Source organism: Tritonibacter mobilis F1926, from assembly GCF_000376545.2.
Taxonomy (GTDB): domain Bacteria; phylum Pseudomonadota; class Alphaproteobacteria; order Rhodobacterales; family Rhodobacteraceae; genus Epibacterium; species Epibacterium mobile.
In genome coordinates this window covers 27,258-48,276 of sequence record NZ_CP015231.1, presented here as the reverse complement: position 1 = coordinate 48,276, position 21,019 = coordinate 27,258, and the positions used below count along the sequence as shown (strand labels likewise).

16 protein-coding genes are annotated in these 21,019 nt (G+C 57.3%); 7 read left to right on the top strand and 9 right to left on the bottom strand.

Annotation, left to right across the window (positions count from 1 at the left end):
- Positions 1–28 precede the first annotated feature (28 nt).
- On the bottom strand, positions 29–1,012 hold the full coding sequence (locus K529_RS15665) for a substrate-binding domain-containing protein (protein ID WP_005613178.1): 984 nt from the start codon (positions 1,010–1,012) through the stop codon (positions 29–31).
- Positions 1,013–1,249: 237 nt separating this feature from the next.
- Between K529_RS15665 and K529_RS15660 the strand changes: the two genes are divergently transcribed.
- Positions 1,250–2,272 carry a LacI family DNA-binding transcriptional regulator gene (locus K529_RS15660; RefSeq protein WP_227512251.1) on the top strand — a complete coding sequence of 341 codons (1,023 nt, stop codon included), beginning with the start codon at positions 1,250–1,252 and terminating at the stop codon, positions 2,270–2,272.
- A gap of 215 nt (positions 2,273–2,487) precedes the next feature.
- Here K529_RS15660 and K529_RS15655 read toward each other — a convergent pair whose 3' ends face one another.
- The 5 genes from K529_RS15655 to K529_RS15635 all read right to left on the bottom strand — a co-directional run bounded on the left by K529_RS15655 (position 2,488) and on the right by K529_RS15635 (position 8,486).
- Complete coding sequence (locus tag K529_RS15655; RefSeq protein ID WP_005613183.1) at positions 2,488–4,116, bottom strand: ABC transporter ATP-binding protein; 1,629 nt, start codon at positions 4,114–4,116, stop codon at positions 2,488–2,490.
- A complete protein-coding gene (locus tag K529_RS15650) occupies positions 4,113–4,952 on the bottom strand; it encodes an ABC transporter permease (protein WP_005613188.1) in 840 nt (279 codons plus the stop codon). The genes K529_RS15655 and K529_RS15650 overlap by 4 nt, the downstream gene beginning before the upstream one ends.
- Positions 4,949–5,920, bottom strand: coding sequence for an ABC transporter permease (locus K529_RS15645; RefSeq protein ID WP_005613190.1), 972 nt, complete (start codon positions 5,918–5,920; stop codon positions 4,949–4,951). The genes K529_RS15650 and K529_RS15645 overlap by 4 nt, the downstream gene beginning before the upstream one ends.
- Before the next feature lie 75 nt (positions 5,921–5,995).
- Entirely contained in the window at positions 5,996–7,570 is a 1,575-nt protein-coding gene (locus K529_RS15640) for an ABC transporter substrate-binding protein (RefSeq protein WP_005613191.1), read from the bottom strand.
- A 97-nt stretch (positions 7,571–7,667) separates the two neighbouring features.
- Positions 7,668–8,486 carry a GntR family transcriptional regulator gene (locus tag K529_RS15635; RefSeq protein ID WP_005613196.1) on the bottom strand — a complete coding sequence of 273 codons (819 nt, stop codon included), beginning with the start codon at positions 8,484–8,486 and terminating at the stop codon, positions 7,668–7,670.
- Here K529_RS15635 and K529_RS15630 point away from each other — a divergent pair.
- Genes K529_RS15630 through K529_RS15610 form a run of 5 tightly spaced genes read left to right on the top strand, consistent with a single transcriptional unit; the run spans position 8,451 to position 14,786 of the window.
- Entirely contained in the window at positions 8,451–9,479 is a 1,029-nt protein-coding gene (locus tag K529_RS15630) for a histone deacetylase family protein (RefSeq protein WP_040641523.1), read from the top strand. The genes K529_RS15635 and K529_RS15630 overlap by 36 nt on opposite strands.
- Entirely contained in the window at positions 9,476–11,038 is a 1,563-nt protein-coding gene (locus K529_RS15625; protein ID WP_005613201.1) for an acetolactate synthase large subunit, read from the top strand. Before K529_RS15630 ends, K529_RS15625 begins: the two co-directional genes overlap by 4 nt.
- A gap of 18 nt (positions 11,039–11,056) precedes the next feature.
- On the top strand, positions 11,057–12,346 hold the full coding sequence (locus K529_RS15620; protein WP_005613202.1) for an ArgE/DapE family deacylase: 1,290 nt from the start codon (positions 11,057–11,059) through the stop codon (positions 12,344–12,346).
- Entirely contained in the window at positions 12,343–13,452 is a 1,110-nt protein-coding gene (locus tag K529_RS15615) for a phosphotransferase (protein ID WP_005613204.1), read from the top strand. The genes K529_RS15620 and K529_RS15615 overlap by 4 nt, the downstream gene beginning before the upstream one ends.
- Before the next feature lie 8 nt (positions 13,453–13,460).
- Positions 13,461–14,786, top strand: a complete 1,326-nt coding sequence (locus K529_RS15610; RefSeq protein ID WP_005613210.1) for an aspartate aminotransferase family protein — start codon at positions 13,461–13,463, stop codon at positions 14,784–14,786.
- 44 nt (positions 14,787–14,830) lie between these two features.
- Here the strand turns inward: K529_RS15610 and K529_RS15605 are convergent, their stop codons facing one another.
- The 3 genes from K529_RS15605 to K529_RS15595 form a co-directional block, all read right to left on the bottom strand.
- Positions 14,831–15,970, bottom strand: a complete 1,140-nt coding sequence (locus K529_RS15605) for an AI-2E family transporter (RefSeq protein WP_005613212.1) — start codon at positions 15,968–15,970, stop codon at positions 14,831–14,833.
- Positions 15,971–16,289: 319 nt separating this feature from the next.
- On the bottom strand, positions 16,290–16,859 hold the full coding sequence (locus tag K529_RS15600; protein WP_005613214.1) for a tetratricopeptide repeat protein: 570 nt from the start codon (positions 16,857–16,859) through the stop codon (positions 16,290–16,292).
- A gap of 48 nt (positions 16,860–16,907) precedes the next feature.
- Positions 16,908–17,384, bottom strand: a complete 477-nt coding sequence (locus K529_RS15595) for an Lrp/AsnC family transcriptional regulator (RefSeq protein ID WP_005613216.1) — start codon at positions 17,382–17,384, stop codon at positions 16,908–16,910.
- A 112-nt stretch (positions 17,385–17,496) separates the two neighbouring features.
- Between K529_RS15595 and putA the strand changes: the two genes are divergently transcribed.
- Positions 17,497–20,904 carry a bifunctional proline dehydrogenase/L-glutamate gamma-semialdehyde dehydrogenase PutA gene (gene putA, locus K529_RS15590; protein ID WP_046002720.1) on the top strand — a complete coding sequence of 1,136 codons (3,408 nt, stop codon included), beginning with the start codon at positions 17,497–17,499 and terminating at the stop codon, positions 20,902–20,904.
- Positions 20,905–21,019 lie beyond the last annotated feature (115 nt).

Sequence of the window (21,019 nt, the reverse complement as noted above, 5' to 3'; positions counted from 1 at the left end):
TGCCCTCATCTGCCGGATGGTCAGGCGCTCAGAGCCCTTTTTCGGCCAGATCGTCCACCGTCTCGGCGTTGATCTCCAAGAGGTTGTCGGTGATTATATCTCGACCTTCGACATCTGGGTCGACAACGCCGAGCCCCAGAATATCGGTGCCAGCCTCGATTTTCTCACCCTTCACCAGCATCTCGCCGAGGGTGACAAATACCTCGCCTGCCTGCGCCGGGTTCCACATGTAGCCACCGGTCAGCACGCCCGAGTGGATCATTTTGCGACCCTGCCCGGGCGAGAATGGTCCCATGACCTGAATTTCACCGGTCTTGCGGCGTTCCTCCACTGCGCGGCCAGCCCCGATCGGTCCCTGGCTGCCAAATGCGAGAAAACCCTTGAGGTCCGGATTTGCAGCGATCAAATCAAGCGCAGTCGAGCGGCTATCATCGACATTCTCGGCGACACCATACCGGTCGCCAACGATTTTGAGATCCGGACGGTTCTCATCCATCCACGCTATTGCCGCATCAGCCCACGCGTTGTGCAGCGGCACCGTCAGAGATCCAACATAGACCGCATAGCTGCCGCCCTCCTCGGTCTTGTCGGACAGCAGCTTAGCATGCGCCTCGCCAAAGCCCTCGGCCGAGGCCAGCTCGAAATTCCAGTCGACATTCTCAAGCCCCGGTCCTTCGTGCGAGATCACGATGATGCCCGCATCGCGCGCTTTCTTGAGCACCGGCTCCAATGCGGCCTCGTCATTCGGGACCACACCAATGACGTCGACACCTTTTGCGATCAGATCTTCAATCGCCTGCACCTGCAGAGCCGGGTCGGCGGAGACAGGGCCGATCATTTCTGCATCGACACCCAGTTCGGCGGCGCGGCGCGCGATCCCGTCTTCCATGGCGTTAAACCACGGGATACCGCCAATTTTGACGACGATCCCCATGGAAGTTTCGGCAACCGCAGTGCTCGCCATTCCAACGGTCAACGCCAATGCGCTGACCAGTCCGGTCAATCTCTTCATGTCTTCCTCCCTTGCGCAGGCCAATCCCGCGTCTCCTGTCGCGCAACTACGCTCGCATATGCACAACCGATTGTGCAACCGATGCTAAAAAAAACCACACGCCTCCTCAGCGATCGTGGCTTACAGCGATTCTGCGCTGCACAATCGATGTTGCACAGTAACACGAAAGCAGGACAAACTGTCAACGGCTGTTCACATCCGATAGTCAGTCGCGCATTTGTCGCATATGTCATGGTCATGACGGACACGCAGAAAAAGACGATCTACGACATTGCCAAACGCGCGGGCGCTTCGCCTTCGACGGTGAGTGCAGCGCTGAATGGTACGTGGAAAAAACGCCGCATTGCCCAGGCAACCGCTGAGCGCATTATCGAGATCGCTCGCGAACATGGATATTCTGCGAACTTACAGGCGCGCGCCCTTCGTACATCCCGTTCGGGGTTGGTCGCTTTGTTGATGCCAGAATATAATCGGTTCTTCTCCAACATCGCACAGACGTTTTCCCAAGAAGTCCGTGCTCGCAATCAATGCCCGGTCATTATTTCCACTGGACGCGACCCCGATGAGGAACGGTCCACCGTGGCAGACCTGACCTCTTGGTCGATCGATGCGATTTTCTTTGTTGGCACTGTTGCCCCCGACGATCTGAGCCATCAATGCCGTGCAGCGGGCATTCCACATGTCTTTGTTGACCAGCCCTGCGCGATTGCGCCCTCTGTGGTTACAGACAGCCGCACCGGCGCGCGCATTCTGACCCGAGAAATTATCGCCTCGATGACCAAACGCGGGAGGAGCTTCGGCGATGACCCGCGCGAGACAGTCTATTTTGTGGGGGGCGATCGAACGCTGCCCTCAACCAAGAACCGTGTCGACGGCTTTAGCGAAGAGATGTACGCACAGGTAGGCCAGATATCAGCACAGCAAATCTTGGCTTCTACCTATGATCTGGAGGCTGCCACACGCACGATCACGGAGCTTTACGCACAGCTGGGGGGGCTACCCGCAGGTTTGTTCATCAACTCAGACTCGGTCTTCGAGGGTACTCTCAGGTTTCTGGCAACTCTACCTGAACACGAATTGTCCGCTTGCTCATTTGGTTGTTTTGACTATGAGCCCTTTGGTCAGCTGCTCAGATTTCCAGTTCACATGATGCGGCAACGCCATAAAATGTTGGTTCAACGTGCATTCGCACTTCTCGAAAATGAGAACCCTCCCGTGATCGAATACGTGCAGCCCGAACTCTACCGCGCGGCGGATTAGAGCCTCAGAGGGCATGCCGCGCGTACCTGCCCTCATGATCGTCATATGCCCCGGCCAACCGGACGGATTACACAAGCGCTCCAGCGGCAACTCCGCGTTGTGGCTCAAGAACTTGCGTGCAAGTCGGATCGCTGCTGTTCAAAAGGTACCTGAAGGCAACCGCAGTGGGATGTTTTGACACGCCGCACTGCGATTACCTTGACGAAATTCATGCCTTATCCTGCGTCGGCGGCCGCTAGACTGCGTTCGTAATCTTGCCCCGGAATAGCCTCTAGGAGACTGCGGGTATAAGCGGTGTCGGGATCATGCAGCACTTTGCTGACAGGCCCGGCTTCGACGATCTGCCCCTTTTGCATCACGATAATACGGTCACAAATACGTGCTGCCACACGTAAATCGTGAGTGATGAATAGCATCGACAGATGCAATCGTACCTTTAGTTCAGCCAGCAAATCCAACACCTGCGCCTGAATAGATACATCAAGCGCCGAGACGGCCTCATCCGCAATAATGATCGCAGGCTCCAGTGCGAGTGCGCGTGCGATGCCAATCCTTTGTCGTTGGCCGCCGGAGAACTCATGCGGGAAACGCTTCATCGCGGTCTCATCCAAACCGACCAATTCGAGCAACTCTCGAGCTCTGGCCTTCGCTTCTTTGTCGGGCATACCATAGGCGATCATGCCTTCTGTAAGGATCCGTGAAACACGCGCACGAGGGTTAAGCGATGAAAACGGGTCTTGGAAGATCATTTGCAGTTTGCGTCGCTGTGCATGCAATTCAGCGCCAGCCATATGGGCAATATCGACGCCGTCCATCAACACCCGCCCCCCGTCGGGATGAAGCAGGCGCACCAGGCACCGACCGACGGTTGATTTGCCCGACCCAGATTCTCCAACGATGCCAATGGTCTCGCCCGCGTAGAGATCAAAGCTCACATCTTGCACGGCCTTCACGACCCGGCGTTTGCCAAACAATGTGCCAGATCCGGTCGAGAAGGTTTTTTGCACACCTTCGACCTTGAGCAAAGGCGCGCGTTCGACCTCTTCGACGGGCTCTGTTTTGGTCAGCCGCGGGATCGCGTCGATCAATGCGCGGGTGTAGGGGTGTTGCGGGTTTAACAACACATCCGGCGCACGACCGGCTTCAACAATCTCGCCCTTTTTCATAACGATCACCCGGTCGGCGATATCTGCCACCACGCCAAAGTCATGGGTGATAAAAATCACAGCCATGCCACGCTTTTTCCGCAGATCCTCGATCAGCGCAAGAATTTGCGCCTGTGTTGTCACATCAAGGGCGGTGGTCGGCTCATCTGCGATCAGGATGTCCGGTTCCAGTGCTAAGGCCATGGCGATCATAACCCGTTGCCTTTGCCCGCCAGACAGCTGGAAAGGATAGGCTCTGATCGCCGCTTCCGGATCGGGGATACCGACTTCATCCAGCAGTTTGAGGGCCCGTGCGCGCCGTTCGGCACCCGTCAACGCGCCGTGGGCCTCAAACACTTCGGCAATCTGAGCCCCGACACGCATGAGGGGGTTAAGCGCGCTGAGTGGCTCCTGAAAGATCATCGAGATGCGACTGCCGCGCAGCTTCAGCAACTGGTTTTCCGACAAATCAAGGATCGACTGGCCGTCAAAAGTGATGCTGCCACTATCCGGCTCGACCCCTTGCGGTAACAAACCCATGACAGCATTGGCAGACATGGACTTTCCCGACCCGCTTTCTCCGACGATGCAGAGAATTTCACCAGAGGCGAGGTCAAAATTGATGTCTTTGGCCGCGTAAAGCCGATCCGCTCCAAGTGGCAAGGCGATAGAGAGGTCACATATGCTGAGCAGGGTCATTCGGATTTCCTCGTCAAGCGTGGGTTCAACGCATCATTCAGGCCCTCGCCAATCAAGTTCAGCGCCAGCACGGTCAAAAGGATCGCCATCCCCGGCAGGAACGACAGCCACCACGCGGTGCGGATCACGGTGCGCGCCGCGCCGATCATATAGCCCCATGACATGATGTTCGGATCACCCAGCCCAAGGAAAGAAAGGGAGCTTTCCAAGAGGATCGCCTGCGCCACCATCAGCGACGCGAGCACAATGATCGGCGGCAGCGCATTTGGCAGGATGTGGCGGAGGATGATTTGCAGGTTGCCAAGACCCGAAAGGCTGGCCGCTTCCACAAACTCGCGGGTTCTGAGTGACAAAACCTCGCCCCGGACAAGCCGCGCCACAGGCGGCCATGACACGATAGAAATTGCGATGATTACAAAGGTCAGGCTGGGCTGAAAGATTGCCAAAAGCACAATCGCCAAAGCAAAACTCGGAATTGTTTGAAAAAACTCCGTAAATCGCATCAGCGCATCATCTGTACGCCCGGCGAAATATCCCGCTGCCGCGCCGACAGGAACGCCGATTGCAAGTGCAACAATTGTGGAAACCAAACCCACCAAGAGGCTGACATAGGCCCCATGGGCGAGGCCCGACAGCACATTGCGGCCAAGCGCATCGGTGCCCAGTGGCAACCCATCCTGAGTAAACGGTGGCAGGAACGGGCGTTGCACCATTTTCCACGGGCTTTGTGGAAAGAGGAAAGGTGCGAGAATGGCCGTCGCGATAACAAGTGTCAGGATTACAAGACCGATCACCGCGCCTCGATTATAGCTGAAACGTGTCCAAAAGCTCTTCATGTTGTCAGCCTTATACGCGGATCAACAATGACATAGATGACATCCGTGATCAGGTTGAACAGCAGTACCATGGCCGCTGAGATGTAAAAGACGCCAAGGATGACGTTGTAATCCCGTTGGTTGATGGCTTCGAACATCAGCCGCCCGATGCCCGGCCATGCAAAAACGGTCTCGGTTAGAATTGCTCCTCCGAAAATTTGCCCGGCTTGAAGGCCAGCAAGTGTAATGACCGGCAAGAGCGCGTTTCTCAGAATGTGCCGTCGTTGGATCACGCCACGAGACAACCCTTTGGCACGTGCTGTCTTCACAAAATCCAACCGCGAAACTTCGAGCATCGAAGCGCGCGTCATCCGCATGTAAATCGCAGTAAAAAACAGCCCCAGTGTGGAGGCTGGCAGCACCAGGTGTTTGGCCACGTCGAGCACATGAGCCAGTCCGGTGTAACCCGCGCCGATGGTGGAGTAGCCAAATCCCGGCAACCATTCGAGCCAAACGGAAAACACGAGTGTCGCCATCAGCGCCACCCAGAACAGGGGTGTTGCATAAAACAGGAGCGCAAAGGTGGAAATGATCGTATCTCCCCACCGCCCTTGCCGAGCGGAGGCCGCCACACCCGCAGCGACACCCAGCACCAGCGACAGCACAAATGCGACGCCCGTCAGCAAAAGCGTTGCAGGCAAGCGGTCCCCAATCATTTCGGCGACCGGCATCTGCTGGCGGAAGGAATACCCCAGATCGAGCTGCACCGCGCCTTTGATATAAAGCCACAACTGGACATAAAGGGGTTGGTCCAGCCCGAAATTGGCACGCAGGTCTGCAAGGAATTTTTCGTCTGCTGCCCCGGCTTCACCGGCCATCACAGCCGCAGGGTCACCCGGCGCCGCATGGATCAGCAGGAAATTGAAGACAAGGATGGCCAGCAGAATAAAGACTGCCTTGATCAACCTGCCCAAAATGAAACGTATCACACTATCCGCCCCGTTTGGTTCCGAGAAGTGTCCGGGCCGCTAAAACGGCCCAGACCTTGAGCATTTTCGCTCTTGTTACTTGTCGATCCAGACGTCACGGAACCCGTCATTCAAACCAAACGCAGTGTTGACGGGGTTCTTCACATCACAGCGGTAGATCGTGGGGAAACCCAGTTCCAGCAACCAGATATTTGGCACATCTTCGACGATCTTATCTTGGATCGTTTTGTAGGCGGCCATGCGGTCATCGGGGCTGGCCATCAGCGCAGCGGCCTCAAACAGTTTGTCCGTCTCGGGGTTTTGGTAATCCGCCACGTTATTCCATGGCGAGCCGGGGGCAGCATTGTCACCCATATAGGTCCGCGAAACGCCCAGTGCCGGATCGCCATATTGGTAGAGATAGGTAAAAGCGAGATCGAAATCACGATCCGCAACCTTCTGGTTCCAACCCGCTACGTCAGAAGGCACGATCTCGGTTGTCATACCGATTTCACTGAGGTTCTGTTTGACCGCCTCGGCCCAACGCTGCCATGTCTCGCCGTAGGGCAGGCCCAGAATGCGGATGGTTTCCCCGTTGTAGCTGCTTTCAGCAAGCAGAGCTTTGGCTTTGTCCGGATCGTACGAAATGTCTGGCGTATCGCCATCGTAAAACCGGGTGGAGGAGGAGAGTGGGCCGGTCGCAACCTTGCCAAGGCCATTCCACAGAGCATCCTTGGCGAACTCACGGTCGATGCCGTGCATAATGGCCTTGCGCACCTTCACATCATCGAGCGGCTTATTGTCATTATTGACCCACATCCATGATAGCGGACCAAAATACTCCCACCCTTTGTCGGTGATACAGGTATTGTCCATCGCCTGAATACGCGCCACGTCAAAATTTTCGACAGAACCGCCCGGCAGCACATCCACCTTACCGGTTTCATAGGCCACCGCGCGCGAGGCGGCGTCTGGGATCACGTGATAGTAGACTTCATCCACATAAGGTTTCCCCTCCATGTAGTAGTCTTCGTTTTTCACGAGATGGATAAAGCTACCCTTCTCCCATTTGTCGAACTTGAAAGGACCGGTGCCAATCGGCGTGTTGTTTGCCGGGTTATTGGCAAAATCCGTCCCTTCATAGATGTGCTTGGGGATCATGGGCGCGGTGCCCGCCTCAAAAATACCGATAAACGGGCCGAAAGGTTGCTTCAGCTTGAACACAACCGTGTAGTCATCCGGTGTCTCGATACTCTCGACGTGCTCCATATAGGTGCGCATGCGCGAGTGCGTCTCGCGCAGGAACTTATCCATGGAAAATTCGACATCGGCCGAGGTAAACGGTTCTCCATCATGAAAGACCACGCCCTTGCGCAATTTGAAGGTATAGGTCTTGCCGTCCTCCGAAATTTCCCACGACTCCGCCAATTGGCCCTCAGGCTTCAGGTCAAAATCATAGCGTAAGAGGCTCTCATAAATGTCGCCCCCGACCATCTGCGTCGGCCCGTTCTGTACAAGGCCGATCATGAGGCTGGGCGGCTCTGGCTGGATTACGACATTTAGCGTGCCCCCCGCTTTGGGTGTGCCATCTTGCGCGGCGAGCGGCCCAGCGAGCGCCAGCGCTAAAACGGCTGCGGTCAATTTAGTAGTTTTAAACATGTCTTTCCCCATTGGCTCCTGTTGAATCTATTCCGCGAGCACGTTCGATCTGGCGCCGATTTGTGCATTCGCTAGTCACTAGACCTGCGCTGTGCAGGGTTTGGGTGTGTCAATCGTTGGTCGTGAATGACTCAATGTATCTGATGATCCCCTCCTTTGCGTCATCGATGTCCGCACGCATTGCAGCCGCCGCGGCGGCAGGGTCGCGATTCTCGCAGGCTGCAACAATTGTTTGATGATGTCGAACCAAGGCGACCTGTTCGCGGGCGTAGTACCCGGCAATCAACGGCCCCATTCGCAGCCAAAGCCTGCTGAGAATAGCCAAAAGAATGGGCATATCGGCCCCTTCGACCAGTGCAAAATGGAACTCCTGATTGTACTTCACAGCCTGCGACCAGCGCCCGGCTTTGGCCGCTGCCTCATTTTTCTCAATGATCTGATTTAGGCGGCGAATTTCTTTCGGACCTACCATCTCGGCCGCGCGGCTTGCGGCAAAGCCTTCCAACTCTCGCCGGATGCTCGCGATTTCAAGATACTGAGCCTTGGTCGGCACCGGCACACGCACATCGCGCATGCTCCGTTGCTCCAGCGCCTCATCTCGCAACAGTCGCTGCACCGCATCCCGAACCGGAGTCGAACTGGTCCCCAGACGCTCCGCGAGTCCCCGAATTGTCACCTTCTCATTTGGACGCAGCTTGCCACTGACCAAGTCCTGACTAAGCCGCTGATAGATGGCGTCACCCAATGAAACTTGATTGATTTCGGCCATCTTGCCCTCTTCTTGGCTGACCAATTCATGGTCTATTTTGATGCATGATGCATCATTCTTGTTGAGTTGGCAAATTTGAACTGCAATGCTCTGGCACAACACCATTGGTCCACAGGGAATATGATGAGAGTCTTTTTTGACGAACGCCAGTTGCACCATGCGCCGACTCATTACTTTCGGCGCGGGGCGGCGATGCCGCATCAAGAACAGCCCCAACGTGCTGAAATTATACGCGATATGCTGATCGGCGAAGGGTTCGAAATCACCAAGCCGCAGGACCATGGGCTGGACCCGATCAAGGCGGTTCACAATCCAGACTATGTCGATTTCCTACCCACCGCCCACGCCCGTTTTGTTGAAAGCGCGGGGTCAGAGGCACTGGCGATTCCCACGATGCACCCCGGTGTGCGACGTGGCAAAGTGCCAAAGGATATCCATGGTCAATTGGGCTGGTGGATGACTGATACATCGACTCCCTTGACCGAAGGTACATGGGACGCCGCTTATTGGTCGGCGCAAACGGCAGTGCAAACCGCTGAAACCGTCGCGTCAGGGGCGCGCGCGGCCTATGCCCTCTGCCGTCCGCCGGGACATCACGCGATGCGCGATTGTGCCAACGGATTCTGCTTTTTCAACAATGCCGCGATCGCCGCGCATCACTTGGCGCGGACCTACACCAAGGTCGCGCTGATTGACGTGGATGTGCATACCGGGAATGGCTCTCTCGATATTTTTTATGAACGCGGCGACGTTTTCTTCTGCTCTCTGCATCCAGATCCCGCGACCTACCCGACATTCTTTCTTGGTCATGCGGATGAAACGGGCGAAGGGGACGGGGCTGGAAAATCGCTGAACCTGCTGCTTGAACAGGGCGCGAGCCAAGAAGATGTGTTGACCACGCTCGACACAGGGCTCTCGGCGATACGCGACTTTGGCGCAGAGGCGTTGGTTGTTTCGCTTGGCTTTGACATGGCGGTCGATGACCCGCTTGCCGCCGTCTCGGTCTATCCGGAGGGCTTTGCCGAAATGGCACGACGGTTGGCAGCGCTCAACCTTCCGACAGCCCTCATTCAGGAGGGCGGCTACCTTGGCCCCTCGCTGGCCGACAACGCCAGATCCTTTCTCACAGCATTCCGCGAGGCCACGTCATGAGCAAGACACCTGAGACAATGAACGGTGCCGAGAGCGTTGTTCGAAGCCTGCATGCAGGTGGGGTCGATGTCTGTTTCGCCAATCCCGGCACGTCCGAGATGCAATTCGTCGACGCACTGGACCGGACCAAATTGATGCGCTGCGTGCTTGGGCTTTTTGAGGGTGTGGTAACAGGGGCTGCCGATGGGTATGCGCGCATGGCCCAGAAACCGGCGGTGACTTTGCTGCATCTTGCGCCCGGTTTCGCCAATGCGGCCGCCAATCTGCACAATGCCCGCAAAGCGCGCGTGCCGATGCTGAACCTCGTGGGCGATCACGCTTTGCGCCATCAAAAATACGACGCGCCACTGTCTGCAGATGTTGAAGGCGCGTGCGCGCCATTCAGTGACTGGGTGCGCTCGGGCCGCGATGCAGGCAGTTTCGCAGCCGATGCGATGACCGCGTTGGCCGTGGCACAAAGCAAGCCGGGAAAAATTGCCTCGCTCATTGCACCTGCAGACATTGGTTGGGATGCAGGCGGCAAGATGGCAGCTGTTGTTGCCCCACACGCCGCGGCCCCGCTTGACGAACGTGCGCTCGATGCCGCGATCAGGGCACTCGAAAGCGGCGAGAAAACCGTTTTACTTGTGGGGAGTTCGGTGTTGGAGAACCCGGATGCCATGGCCGTGTTGCATGGCATCGCGGCAAAGACCGGGGCTGATATCCTCGCGCCCACATCAAACCGCCGTATAGAGCGCGGTCACGGGCATTTTGCGATCAATAAAATCCCCTATCCGATCAATGCCGCGCTCGAATGCCTCGCGCCCTACAGACGCGCCATCCTGATCGAGACCCCACCGCCGGTGGCCTTTTTTGCCTACCCCGGCAAACCAAGTCTGCTTCTGCCAACAGATTGCCACACTGTCACACTGGCTGCCGTTGACGGCGATGGTCCCGCCGCCTTAGTAGCCCTGGCCGATTGCATCGAAGCCAAAGCCGCCACACCGCATGACTCTAAAAGACCCGCACGGCCGCAAGCCGGGGCAATAACCTTGCAGAACCTCGGCGCGGCACTCGCGCATGCGTTGCCGGAAAATGCCATCGTGGTTGATGAGGCGGTATCATCTGGCGGGGCCACCTTCCCTGCGGGAGATAGCGCCGCGCCCAACACATGGCTGGCGCTTACTGGCGGGTCGATCGGTATCGGCCTACCGCTCTCTGCCGGGGCTGCCATTGCCTGCCCGGATCGTCCGGTGATCACGCTTCAGGCGGATGGGTCAGCGATGTACACCATTCAGGCGCTTTGGACGCAAGCGCGAGAAAACTCCAACGTCACAACAATCATTCTTGCCAATCAGTCATATGAAATTCTGAAGGGCGAGCTGCACAATGTCGGCGCGCAACCCGGTCCCGATGCCTTGAGCATGCTGAACCTCGACCGCCCACAGCTGGATTTCGTGGCACTTGCCAAAGGGATGGGAGTTCCCGGCATACGCGTCGAAGACATAACCGATCTGATGCGCACCATTGAGGATGCAGCGAAAGAACCGGGCCCCTTCCTCATCGAAGCGATGCTCTAATCCCTGAAAGGAAACGACATGTCTCTCGATCCAGATCTCAAAGCGCGCATCCTTCAGGCGGTTGACGACGGGTTCTCTGATCAGATCAGCTATACGCAACAGTTGGTGCAAATCCCATCGTTGCGCGGCCACGAGCATGCGATTCAGGATCTTCTGTTTCGCACCTTACAAAATCGTGGTTATGCGATGGACCGTTTCAAGATGGACCGTGCTGCAATCGAGGCGCATCCGGGCGGTTCGAAATACTCAGACGACCACTCCGACGCCCCAATCGTGGTGGGAATCCACCGTCCAGCCAAAGAGGTTGGTCGCTCATTGATCCTTCAATCTCATCTCGATGTGGTGCCGGAGGGGCTGCACGATATGTGGGATAGCCCGCCCTTCTCCGCCAGGATTGAAGGCGACTGGATGTATGGCCGGGGCGCGGGCGATATGAAGGCGGGGGCAGCGGCAAATATTTTTGCACTGGATGCGCTGCGCCGGATCGGGCTGCAACCGGCTGCAACGGTTTACATACAATCTGTGGTAGAGGAAGAATCCACTGGTAACGGTGCTTTACAAACGTTTTTACAGGGCTACACCGCCGATGCAGTGCTGATCCCAGAGCCGGAAGAAGAAATGCTGGTGCGTGCCAATACCGGCGTCATCTGGTTTCAGGTGCAGGTGCGCGGTGTCCCTGTGCATGTGCGCGAAATGGGCGAAGGTGCAAATGCGATTGATGCGGCCACCCGCGTCATCACAGCCCTGCGCGCCATGGAGGAGGATTGGAACGCCGAGAAAGGCAACCATCCCCATTTCGAGGAGGAAGCACATCCGATCAACCTGAACATAGGCAAGATTGAAGGTGGCGATTGGGCCTCTTCGGTGCCGTCGTGGTGCAACATCGACTGCCGTGTTTCCATCTACCCCGGCCGCAGTGCAGAAGACGCCGCACGCGAAATCACCGAACGGGTCAAAGCCTTCGCCCAGACCGATGGTTTCTTGTCCAACAATCCACCAAGGATCGTCTTTAACGGCTTTCATGCCGAGGGCTATGTGCTGGAGCCCGGCAGCGATGCCGAAGCGGTGTTGGAGCGCGCTCATGAGAGCGCTATCGGCGCGCCGCTTCAATCCTTCATGACAGCCGGTTATCTCGATACGCGGGTATATGCGCTCTACAACAAGATCCCGGCGCTCTGCTACGGGCCGAAGTCGCGCAATATTCACGGGATAAATGAATCCGTCAGCCTCAATTCGGTCAAGAAAATCACCCAAGCCATAGCACTGTTTATCGCCGAATGGTGTGGGACTGAGGACATCACGCCATGAGCGATGCGGGGTTAATCCCACGAAACGGTCTCCCCCCATTTCTGAGCGGAGTGCTTCATGAAGAGGCCAGCCCTAAAACGGATTTGCTAGCGCAGGATCCCCCCGCTTTTGACTGCGCGCTTGCTGCAGAAACCGCCTTGCGGAGTTATGGCCTGTCAGGCGCGATCAAACCGCTATCGGCGGAAAAAGACGCCAACTTCCTGATTACCCTGCCAACAGGCGAACGGGCGCTCCTGAAGATCACCAATGCGGCCGAAGAGCGCACGGTAACAGATATGCAGACCGCGGCGCTGATGCATCTTGCCGCGACGGATCCCACCCTGCCCGTACAACGGATCTGCGCCAGCCTGAACGGCAAAGCTGCCGAGATTGTCACCGCATCTGACGGTCAAAGCCACGTTGTGCGGCTGATGTCTTATCTGGAAGGAACGACCCTCAGTCATGCAACGCCCGGCCCCAACCTTTACTCTGCATTGGGAAACTTCCATGCGCGCGTAACTCTTGGTTTGCGTGGCTTTTTTCACGCCGGTGGAAATCATTTCCTGCAATGGGACATCAAACGGGCGCGCCATTTACGTCCACTTTTGACGGATATTCGGGACATCAACCTGCGCGCTCAATTGGAGCGCAGGCTTGATCACTTTGAGGCTGAAATCGCGCCATTGCTGCCGCGTCTCAGAGCGCAGATCGTGCATAATGACTTTAATCCGCACAATATTTTGGTCGATGCTCCCCATGCCACCTACCCCGTTGGGCTGATCGATTTTGGGGATATGGTGCACACGCCGATTGCATGCGATCTTGCCGTGGCCTGCTCCTATCAGATCGGAAGTGGAACTGATCCGCTGCGTGCGATTTGCGAGATGGTGTCAGGCTATACAAACTGCCTGCAGCTAGAGCCTGAAGAAATCGCACTTTTGCCAAGCCTCATTCGCCTGCGCCATACCACCACGCTTGCTATCGGTGCGTCACGCGCGCGCCGGTATCCAGCTAATGCGCCGTACATTCTACGCAATGCCGACGCCGCGCAGCGTGGGCTTGCCACGCTTGACCAAATTGGTGACGCAACCGTGATCAACGCCCTGAAACGCGCGGCGGCAATATAGAGTGACCCATGACCATGATAAACGCCTATGACAGTGCTCGGGCGAGCGCACTCGACGCAACCGACAAGGCCCTGATCGACCGCCGGACAAAGGCGCTTGGTCCAGCTTACCGGCTCTTTTACGATCAGCCACTGCATATCCAGCGCAGTGAAGGGGTCTGGCTTTGGGATAAGGACGGACGCCGATATCTGGATGCGTATAACAATGTCGCATCTGTCGGTCATTGTCATCCCCATGTGGTGGAGGCAATTTCCAACCAGCTCAGCACCTTGAACACCCACACCCGTTATCTGCATGAAGGCGTTGTGAACTATGCTGAGCGTCTATTGGCAACAATGCCTGACGCACTTGGGCATGTTATGTTCACCTGCACCGGGTCTGAGGCAAACGATATCGCCCTGCGTATTGCGCGAAGTTATACCCGGCGGCAGGGCGTGATCGTTACCCGTCTTGCCTATCACGGGCTGACCGAAGCGGTTGCCGAACTATCCCCCTCGTTAGGGGAGTTCCCTCCACGCAGTTCCCGCATCCGCCTGATTGATGCCCCAGATACACTACGTATCCCCGCAGCCGAACAAGGCCCCAAACTCGCAACCGATCTGGCCCACGCGATTGCGCAGATGCGTGCCGATGGGATTGAGCCTGCAGCATTCATTGTCGACACGATCTTTTCCAGCGACGGTTTGCACCCCGACCCGGTGGGTTTTCTGCAACCGGCGGTCGATCTGATCCGCGCCGAGGGCGGGCTTTTTATCGCCGACGAAGTGCAGCCCGGCTTTGCCCGTACAGGAGATGCGTTCTGGGGATTTCAACGCCATGGGGTCGTGCCCGACATGGTCACTATGGGCAAACCTATGGGTAACGGTTTCCCACTTTCGGGAACTGCAATGCGGCCCGAACTCGTTCAGGAATTTGGAGAGAAAGCGCGTTATTTCAACACCTTTGGCGGCAACCCTGTCGCTGCAGCCGCGGGAATGGCGGTGCTTGATGTGATCGAGGAAGAAGGCCTGCAAGCCAACGCGGCCAAAGTAGGCGCATTCCTGAAGGCGGGTTTGCAGCATATCGCGACCCGATACCCGAAGATCGGTCATGTTCGAGGCGCTGGATTGTTTCTCGCGGTCGAATGCATCACCTCGCACGAGACGCATACACCTGATGCAACGCTTGCGCATTTTGTAGTCAACCATTTGCGCGAAAACGGTGTTCTTATAAGCGCGACGGGCCCGGGCGCCAATATTCTCAAAATCCGCCCGCCACTTGTCTTGCAGCAGACCGAAGCGCAACTTTTCTTGGATGCCATTGAGGCCGCGTTCGCAGCTGCAACTCAGCGATGAGCATTTTTTGGGGGGAACTGAGTTACTCGCGCCGAGGCGCAAATTCAAAGTGCCTTCCGGTCCTCAATTTCATCGTTAAAGCGATCGAGTTCGCGCTCATCTTCTGGAAGGCCTTCCCGAGAGAGCAAGACTGCAACCTTTCGCAACCCGGGTACATGGCTGCAGATTACCAGCATCATGACCATGATTGGGACCGACAGAAACATGCCAGGCACGCCCCAGACGGCTCCCCAGAATGCAAGGCTCAAGATGATCCCAAACGAAGACAAACGCAGCGCGCGACCCATTAGCAGAGGGTCGATCACATTGCCATTCACAAACTGAATCAGCCCCGTGATCAAGAACAGCAAGGCGGTCGACGTGGGTTCTCCGGTTTCGACGAACCCAACCAACGCCACCATCCCCGTCGCAACAATGGAGCCAATGTTGGGGATGTAATTCAGTATGAAAGTCAAGATGCCCAGAGACAGTGCCAATTCGATGCCAAAGAATGACGCGACTGCATAGACCATTACGCCAGTGATCACACTCACAGCGGTTTTGACGAGTAGGTAGTAGTTCACGCGGTGAATGATCGAGGTAATGATCTTATTCGCACGTTCGGCCTGAGCCTCATCTCCGAAGAAGTTCGACATTTTGGTGCTAAACCAAATGCGCTCCGCAAACAAAAAGCCAACAAATAGAATAACCAGAACTGTGCCCTGCATCAGGTTGCCAGCCTGCCCGGCGACGGTGCGTACATAGCTCGACAACTCGACACTGTTCAACGAGTTGAGCACAGCCCGTTCCACGTCTTCACCCATCCATGCAAAAAGAGAGGCCACCGCAGACGGCGCGCGTTCCGCATAAGACAGAGTGGTGCTCAGCACTGTATTAAGTTGCGCCAAAAGGATCGACGACAACAACAGCAATGCGGTGGAAATGAGCAATAGCGCCGCGACCGATGCAAGCCAGTTTGGCACACCTAGTCGACCAATACGTTGACGTGCGATCAGGCGGATCACATCTGAGGTGAGCGAGAATAAGATAATCGCAACAGCCAATGAAATAAGAAGAAAACGGGCCTGAACCAGCAAGAACAAGACCACAGCAAACGCGATAATGATCAGCGCAACCGTACGCAGCCGAGCATGACTTTCAACTTCATCCAAAAGCCCTGACATCTTGTTGCTATCTTTCGACATGATCCCGCTTTCTTGCCTGATGGGACTATGGACTTCTCGGCGAGATGACACAATTCGATCAGCGAATGCAAATACGACATCACCTCCATCGGTTTCACCCCTCCAAGGGCACGGTCTGATCGGCCAGATGGGATCAGGGTTGATACCACGTAGATGACGAATGCGATGATGGATTGGAAGATATCAGGGTGCTTTTAGGCGCGAAGCACAGTCTATTGCCTAATACGCAGGCACGCCATCTAAGCGTCGCTCAACCAGAAGAGATCGGCGTGTTCAGGCCCCTGCACGCCTCCATACGCAAATCAATGGGTACCTGAGCCTAGAGTTCGACCGCATCACCTGCCAACGGCCCGCCTGGGTCGAGAAGATATCGTTCTGGCAGCCACGGGTTGAGGTTAAGCGCCTCTTGGAGTGTCGCTCTTGCCTCATCAAGGCGCGATAACCCCAGAAGAGATAATGCCCGGCCACTTAGGGCAGCGACATGCTGTGGGGACAACTCCACGGCGCGGTTCAGATCTCGTAGCGCTGCGGCAAAATCGCGGCGCAGATAATGCACAAAAGCACGTTGGTTATAGCCCTCGGCATATTCCGGGCAGTAATCAATCAGCCGATCAAAATCCGAAAGCGCCCCCAGAAAGTCATAGGCGGAGCGACGTGTCATTCCACGATCCAGGATCTCTTGCGCGCGGGCGTCGGGCGCATCCGCCCAAAACTCCCAAAGCTGATTGCCGAGGCGCTGTGCCTCAGCTTCACTCTCCGCCGCCTGAACGTCTGCCAAGAGTGCTGTAATCGATGCGGAGTGGTCCGGTGCCTCCGGGCATCCCTGCCCAAAGGCCGTAGTGGATAGGGCAAAAGTAAAAACAGTGGGCAACACGAAACGCATAAACATGCTATATTGGTGGTGCTCATGCGACCGCAGGCAAGTCACATTTGCACGTCAGATCGGCCCGAGGCCCGCGTCGTCCTTTACCGCTTGCATCGACATGTAGGTCGAAGTGGAAGAAACATGCGGCAGCGAGGAGATCTTCTCACCCAGAACTGCGCGGAAATCTGACATGGATCGGCAGCGGACTTTCAGCAGATAGTCAAAATGTGAGGCCAGCATATGAACCTCTTCGATTTCGGCCACTTGCACCACCGCAGCGTTGAACGACGCCAGTGCCGCCTCGCGCGTGTCGGTGAGTTTCACCTCAACGAACGCCACGTGATCAAGCCCCAGCCGGATCGGATCAATCATGGCGCGATAGCCCTGAATGATCCCTTCCGTCTCCAGCCGTTTCAACCGTGCCTGCGTGGGCGACTTCGACAGTCCGATTGCGCGGGCCAAGTCAGATACGGAACTGCGGCCATTGTGGCTCAACTCGCGCAGAATCGCCTGATCGAACCGGTCCAATCCGGGAAAGCGCGATTGCATCAAAAACCCTCCGCAAATAAACGCATTTGTCCTGTACTATCGCGACAATCAGGACAAATGACCAGTGAGGACAGGATAAAAGGGGCAAAATCTCTGACCAAGGGGAACAGAAATGACTCGTGATATGCGCTTGCGCGACCGGATTGATGCCGGAACCTATGTGGACCAGGCCAACATGCGCGACGCGCTGGTGGCACAGGCTGCTCTTTCCGAGGCGGATCGCTCTGCCATCTGTGTTTCCGCCACCCAGTTGGTGACGGACATCCGCGGCCATTCCTCGCCCGGTTTGATGGAGGTCTTCCTCGCTGAATATGGCCTGTCGACCGACGAAGGCGTGGCACTGATGTGTCTGGCCGAGGCGCTGCTGCGGGTACCGGATGCGGATACCATTGACGCCCTTATCGAAGATAAAATCGCGCCCTCGGACTGGGGCAAGCACATGGGTAAATCGACCTCTTCGCTGGTCAATGCCTCCACCTGGGCGCTCATGCTGACCGGCAAGGTACTGGACGAAGAAAAAAGCCCCGTCGGTGCCCTGCGCGGCGCGATCAAACGTCTGGGTGAACCGGTCATCCGCACCGCCGTTGGTCGCGCGATGAAGGAGATGGGACGCCAGTTCGTACTGGGCGAGACCATCGAGAGCGCGATGAAACGGGCCTCCGGGATGGAAGCAAAAGGCTATACCTATTCTTATGACATGCTGGGCGAGGCCGCACGGACCGAAGCCGATGCATCGCGCTATCACCTTGCCTACTCCCGCGCGATCTCGGCCATTGCCAGTGCTTGCACAAGCAGCGACATCCGCGAAAACCCCGGCATCTCAGTCAAGCTTTCGGCGCTGCACCCGCGCTACGAGATCGCCAAAGAAGCCTCGGTCAAGCAACAGCTGGTGCCGCGCCTGAAGGCACTGGCGCTGTTGGCCAAGGCTGCAAAAATGGGTCTCAATATCGATGCCGAGGAGGCCGACCGCCTGTCGATCTCGCTCGAGGTGATCGAGGAGGTGATCTCTGATCCAGCACTCAAGGGCTGGGACGGCTTTGGTGTTGTCGTTCAAGCCTATGGTCCACGCACCGGGCTGGCGATTGATGCGCTCTATGAGATGGCGGAAAAATACGACCGCCGCTTCATGGTGCGTCTGGTGAAAGGGGCCTATTGGGACACCGAGATCAAACGCGCTCAGGTCGAGGGGATGGACGGCTTTCCGGTCTTTACCTCCAAGGCGCTCACGGATGTGTCCTATATCGCCAATGCGCGCAAACTCCTGTCGCGCACAGATCGGATTTATCCGCAGTTTGCCACCCACAATGCCCACACCGTCAGCGCCATTTTGCACATGGCCGAGGACGGTCAGGCCTATGAGTTCCAGCGCCTGCACGGCATGGGTGAGACCCTGCACCAGATGGTGATGGACAAGAACAAAACCCGCTGCCGCATCTACGCGCCGGTTGGGGCGCACCGCGATCTGCTCGCCTATCTGGTGCGGCGTCTTCTGGAAAACGGCGCCAACTCATCCTTCGTGAACCAGATCGTCGACGAAGACGTGCCGCCAAGCGAGGTTGCAGCGGATCCTTTCCTGCAGGTGGACGACCTGTCGACGGATATTCCCACCGGCCCGAACCTGTTCCAACCGGAGCGGACCAACTCCAAAGGGTTCGATCTGCGCCACGCGCCAACTCTGGCCGCGATCGAACAAGCCCGCGCCCCTTTCCGCGATGCCACATGGGACGCAGTGCCACTGATCGCGGGTGAGGCAATGCCTGAAACCCGCGTTGCGGTCACAAACCCCAGCGATCTCAGCGAAATCGGTTCTGTCGCCCAATCCAGCGCCGAGGATGTGGAACTTGCCCTTGCCTCCGCCAATGTTTGGGACGCCCCCGCAGAGGTGCGCGCGGCGGCGCTCAACAAAGCGGCCGACCTCTATGAAGCCAATTTTGGCGAGTTGTTCGCGCTTCTGGCCCGTGAAGCAGGCAAAACCCAGATGGACGCGGTGGCGGAACTGCGCGAGGCGGTGGATTTCCTTCGTTACTACGCTTCCCGCATCCCCGATGCTGCACCTGCAGGGATCTTTACCTGCATTTCGCCGTGGAACTTCCCACTGGCGATCTTCACCGGACAGGTGTCCGCGGCACTCGCTGCAGGCAACGCGGTGCTGGCCAAACCTGCCGATCAAACTCCGTTGGTGGCCTTCCGCGCGGTTGAGCTGATGCACGAGGCAGGTGTTCCGCGCGAAGCGCTGCAGTTCCTGCCCGGTCGTGGCTCCAAGGTTGGTGCGGCGATTACAGGTGACGCGCGTGTGGGTGGCGTGGCCTTCACCGGCTCTACCGCGACAGCCATGCGCATCCGTTCGGCCATGGCCGAGCATTGCGCGCCCGGCACGCCCCTGATCGCCGAAACCGGTGGTCTGAACGCGATGATCGTGGACTCTACCGCACTGCCGGAACAGGCCGTGCAAGCCGTGGTCGAGAGTGCGTTTCAGTCAGCGGGCCAGCGTTGCTCGGCGCTGCGTTGCCTCTACCTGCAAGAGGACGTCGCCGAAGATGTGCTGACCATGCTCAAGGGCGCGATGGAAGTGCTGGATCTTGACGATCCATGGCATTTGTCCACCGACAGCGGCCCGGTCATCGACGAAGGCTCGCGCGCAAAAATCCTCGCCCACATCGATCAGGCCCGCACTGAAGGCCGCGTGCTCAAGGAAATGCAGGCTCCGCAGGGGGGGACATTTGTTGGCCCGACCATGATCTCGATCAGCGGGATCAGTGATCTCAAAGAAGAGATCTTTGGTCCGGTACTACATGTGGCAACCTTCAAGTCGCGCGAACTTGATGACGTGATCGACGCCATCAACGCCACTGGATATGGGCTGACCTTTGGTCTGCAAACCCGGATTGATGACCGCGTGCAGCACGTATGTGACCGTATCCACGCGGGCAACATCTACGTAAACCGCAATCAGATCGGCGCAATCGTCGGCAGCCAACCCTTTGGTGGCGAGGGCCTTTCCGGCACCGGACCCAAGGCGGGTGGCCCCAACTATCTGGCCCGGTTCTGCGCCCCGGATCGCCGCCAGAGCACCACGGTTTGGGATCAGACCATGGGCGAAATCCCCGGCGAGAGCGGCCAGCCCGGACGCCCGGAAACCACCTCTCTGCCCGGCCCTACAGGTGAATCGAACCGTCTGACGGTTTCGGCGCGGGCGCCTCTGTTGTGCATGGGCCCCGGCAAAGATGCCGTTACCGAACAGGCCAAAATGGTCACCGATCTCGGTGGAACCGCGATTGAGGCAAACGGAATGGTGGATCTGCATCGTCTCCAGCATATCGACGGGATCTCCGGCGTATTGTGGTGGGGCGATGAGGCCACCGGTCGCGAAATCGAGCAAAGCCTCGCCAAACGTGACGGCCCGATTGTCCCGCTCATCCCCGGAGCCCCGGACCGTGCGCGCGTTCTCGCGGAGCGTCACGTCTGCGTCGATACCACCGCCGCCGGTGGTAATGCGGCCCTTCTGGGCGGCAACGGCTAACGCTCACCTTGAACAATCCTCGCCGCTCACCCTTGGGGCGGGCGGCGAGGCCTTCTTAAACATAAGTTCCCCGTGGGTTCGAGATCACCTCAGCCGCACACTTCAGATCACGCGA

What these genes read in the sequence shown, in the direction of transcription:
- K529_RS15595 (WP_005613216.1), bottom strand. Translation starts at nt 17,384, where the DNA reads ATGCAATCGCGCTTTCCCGGATTGGACCGGTTCGATCAGGCGATTCTG.
- K529_RS15620 (WP_005613202.1), top strand. Translation starts at nt 11,057, where the DNA reads ATGTCTCTCGATCCAGATCTCAAAGCGCGCATCCTTCAGGCGGTTGAC.
- putA (WP_046002720.1), top strand. Translation starts at nt 17,497, where the DNA reads ATGACTCGTGATATGCGCTTGCGCGACCGGATTGATGCCGGAACCTAT.
- K529_RS15605 (WP_005613212.1), bottom strand. Translation starts at nt 15,970, where the DNA reads ATGTCGAAAGATAGCAACAAGATGTCAGGGCTTTTGGATGAAGTTGAA.
- K529_RS15640 (WP_005613191.1), bottom strand. Translation starts at nt 7,570, where the DNA reads ATGGGGAAAGACATGTTTAAAACTACTAAATTGACCGCAGCCGTTTTA.
- K529_RS15625 (WP_005613201.1), top strand. Translation starts at nt 9,476, where the DNA reads ATGAGCAAGACACCTGAGACAATGAACGGTGCCGAGAGCGTTGTTCGA.
- K529_RS15655 (WP_005613183.1), bottom strand. Translation starts at nt 4,116, where the DNA reads ATGACCCTGCTCAGCATATGTGACCTCTCTATCGCCTTGCCACTTGGA.
- K529_RS15600 (WP_005613214.1), bottom strand. Translation starts at nt 16,859, where the DNA reads ATGTTTATGCGTTTCGTGTTGCCCACTGTTTTTACTTTTGCCCTATCC.
- K529_RS15635 (WP_005613196.1), bottom strand. Translation starts at nt 8,486, where the DNA reads ATGGTGCAACTGGCGTTCGTCAAAAAAGACTCTCATCATATTCCCTGT.
- K529_RS15665 (WP_005613178.1), bottom strand. Translation starts at nt 1,012, where the DNA reads ATGAAGAGATTGACCGGACTGGTCAGCGCATTGGCGTTGACCGTTGGA.
- K529_RS15630 (WP_040641523.1), top strand. Translation starts at nt 8,451, where the DNA reads ATGAGAGTCTTTTTTGACGAACGCCAGTTGCACCATGCGCCGACTCAT.
- K529_RS15650 (WP_005613188.1), bottom strand. Translation starts at nt 4,952, where the DNA reads ATGAAGAGCTTTTGGACACGTTTCAGCTATAATCGAGGCGCGGTGATC.
- K529_RS15615 (WP_005613204.1), top strand. Translation starts at nt 12,343, where the DNA reads ATGAGCGATGCGGGGTTAATCCCACGAAACGGTCTCCCCCCATTTCTG.
- K529_RS15610 (WP_005613210.1), top strand. Translation starts at nt 13,461, where the DNA reads ATGACCATGATAAACGCCTATGACAGTGCTCGGGCGAGCGCACTCGAC.
- K529_RS15660 (WP_227512251.1), top strand. Translation starts at nt 1,250, where the DNA reads ATGACGGACACGCAGAAAAAGACGATCTACGACATTGCCAAACGCGCG.